The organism is Rhizobium sp. SEMIA 4085 (genome assembly GCF_013004495.1).
Lineage (GTDB): Bacteria > Pseudomonadota > Alphaproteobacteria > Rhizobiales > Rhizobiaceae > Rhizobium > Rhizobium gallicum.
This window is the reverse complement of record NZ_JABEPH010000547.1, coordinates 1-2,724: the sequence shown is the minus strand read 5'-3', so window position 1 is coordinate 2,724 and position 2,724 is coordinate 1. Positions and strand designations below refer to the sequence as shown.

At 58.6% G+C, this 2,724-nt stretch carries 2 protein-coding genes; both read left to right on the top strand.

Annotation, left to right across the window (positions count from 1 at the left end; translation table 11 throughout):
- A partial coding sequence (locus C9413_RS30715; protein ID WP_170251374.1) for a glycoside hydrolase family 16 protein occupies positions 1-983 on the top strand: 983 nt, incomplete at its 5' end.
- A 166-nt stretch (positions 984-1,149) separates the two neighbouring features.
- Positions 1,150-2,100 carry a GH25 family lysozyme gene (locus C9413_RS30710; RefSeq protein ID WP_170251373.1) on the top strand — a complete coding sequence of 317 codons (951 nt, stop codon included), beginning with the start codon at positions 1,150-1,152 and terminating at the stop codon, positions 2,098-2,100.
- Positions 2,101-2,724: the final 624 nt, after the last annotated feature.

Here is a 2,724-nt window from a genome sequence, read left to right as displayed (position 1 = left end):
TCGTCGATTTTGGCACCGACGATATCGTCCGATTGAACAGCTATGGGCTGTCGCGCTTTGATCACGTCGTAAGCCACCTCACACAGGAGGGAGCAAACCTGCGACTCGATCTCGGTGGCGGAGAAAGTATCGTTTTTGCGAACAAAACCGTCGCCGACCTCAGGGCGGATCAGTTCCAGCTGACGCTCGACCGGTCCGCACTTACGCTCACATTTGCCGATGAATTCAACAGCCTGTCGCTGCGCAACGGTGACCAGGGCATCTGGGATGCCAAATTCTGGTGGGCGCCGGAAAAGGGCAGCACGCTCCCCGGCAATGGCGAACTCCAGTGGTACATCAATCCGTCCTATTCTGCGACCTCGGCCGTCAATCCCTTTTCCGTTCAGAATGGGGTGCTGACCATAACAGCGGCGCCGGCCTCCGACGCAATCCAATCGCAGATCAACGGCTACGATTATACGTCGGGCCTCTTGAATACGCATTCCTCCTTCGCTCAGACCTATGGCTACTTCGAAATGCGCGCCGACATGCCGACCGAGCAGGGTGCCTGGCCGGCTTTCTGGCTGCTGCCTGAAGATGGTTCGTGGCCGCCGGAACTCGACGTCGTCGAGATGCGCGGGCAGGATCCAAACACTGTCAACGTGACAGTCCACAGCAACGAGACCGGCTCACGCACCTCGGACTGGACGCCGGTCAAGGTCCCAAGCACCGATGGCTTCCACACCTATGGGGTCTTGTGGAACGAAGATCAGATCGTCTGGTATTTCGACGATGTCGCCGTTGCCCATGCCGATACGCCAGCCGACATGCATGATCCAATGTACATGCTGGTAAACCTCGCCGTCGGCGGCACGGCCGGAGCGCCGGGTGCGGGGTTCGCCGATGGGGCACAGATGAAGATAGACTACATCCATGCCTATTCGCTCGATGATGCCCCGGCCACGGCCAGCGCCCAATCCGCTGCAACGGACTGGCACATATGATCGTCGCGAGTCTCAAGGGACAGACTTGGTTCCGAGCGCTTCGCCGGTGAGCGGATGGTGCACTTGAGCGCCATGGCCATGGCGCTCAATCTGCCGCTTGGACGCGGCGCGTAAGGCTGACTTATTCTTAATATATTATAAACTCAGGATATTTTACCTTGGATCGATGAAGGGTCTCCGAACATCGATTCTTTCTTGCCTTTGTCTGCTTGTTTTCATCGCTGAAGCAGGGGGGCTGCTTGCGGCGGATGTGTCGCCCTGGAGGAGGTCAAACAACGCGCTGGTTGTCGACGCCTATGAAATGAATGCGATCGATTGGCAGGCATTGCTCAAGGACCAGCGCGTCGCGGCCTTTATTTCCAAGGCGTCGGATGGTCTACCTGAGAGCTTCAGCTGCGAGGGCGCGCACCGTGGAGACACGTTTGCGCATTGCAAGACGATGTGGCGGAAATACGCGGTAAGCCGCGAGCTTTACACGAGCCGCCGGATGATTGCCCGACAGAACGGCTTGCTCTGGGGTGCCTACCATGTCGGCCGGCCCGGCAATCCCATCGACCAGGCCAATCACTTCCTCGACTATGCGACGCCGGATGCGGACGATCTGATGATCCTCGACATCGAAGGCATCGACCACGATCGGTTCATGTCGCTCGAGGATGCGCAGATTTTTGTCGGGCACATCAGGGCAAGAACTGGACGCTATCCGATCCTTTATACGAACCATGATACGGCACGCTATATTGCCGCATATCGGCGCGACTACAGTGTACTGGCCAGGCTGCCCCTTTGGTATGCGCGTTACAAGCCGGACATCCGCAAGGTCTTTCCGCTTGGGAACTGGCAGAACTATTTTCTCTGGCAGGTTTCTTCCGCCAGCAACTGTTCAAAACGGCGTTGTCCTTATCGCGTGCCGGGCACGCTGACCGCTATCGACGTGAACGTCGCAGCAATGTCCAAGGAGGAATTGCGGCGTGCCTGGCCCCACGGCGGTCTCCTGCGTGCTGCCGAGCCCGATCCTCCGCTAATCCTTGCAAAGATCGAATTCGGCTCCGTGCCGCTTGAAGCGCCACAAACTGACCCGATCGTAACGTCTTCGATCTCGCCGGACCGCCGCTGACGAGCCCTTGATCGACCCGTCGCCAGTGGCGTCCAATCGAACCGGTTCTTCAGGGCATGCCGGATGGTAAAGAGAAACACCCCGTTAACCAATGCAGCCGGAAGTGGGGCAGGCCCGGAACGGTTCTGGGATGAAACCGTTCCCGCTGCGGGAGGTGCTGCGTCATGAAAAGGGCTATCTGGGATACCCCAATCACTCTTGAGGATCCGGTAACGGGCATTATGCGAACGGTCAAGACCGTGCGGCAAGCCAGGTCGATGCTTGATCGTTCCTGGCCGGCTTATCATGGAAGCCAGTACCGACGAGCAGAGCAGATATGTGACGACGCTCTTAAGGGCGGGTGCGACGGGACCAAAGCCCGACAAGCATTCATTGCTGCAGCGGTCGAAGCGCACTTCCGTTTGAGCTGACAGAACGTTCCGCCGCCGTATGGGCAACCGGCAAACCAGCGCGGGCTAACGTCCGACAAAGACGTGTATGCTGCCGTGCGCAGGCAGTCCGCGATAGATCAGCGGCTGGTGCTTGCGGCAGTACCATCGTGTGGCGCCGGTGCTCTCCTCGAAGCCGTAACAGCCCCATTGCGTGCAACGGATGCCACTTGCATCTTCATGGTCGCAGTAATGG

What these genes read in the sequence shown, in the direction of transcription:
- C9413_RS30710 (WP_170251373.1), top strand. Translation starts at nt 1,150, where the DNA reads ATGAAGGGTCTCCGAACATCGATTCTTTCTTGCCTTTGTCTGCTTGTT.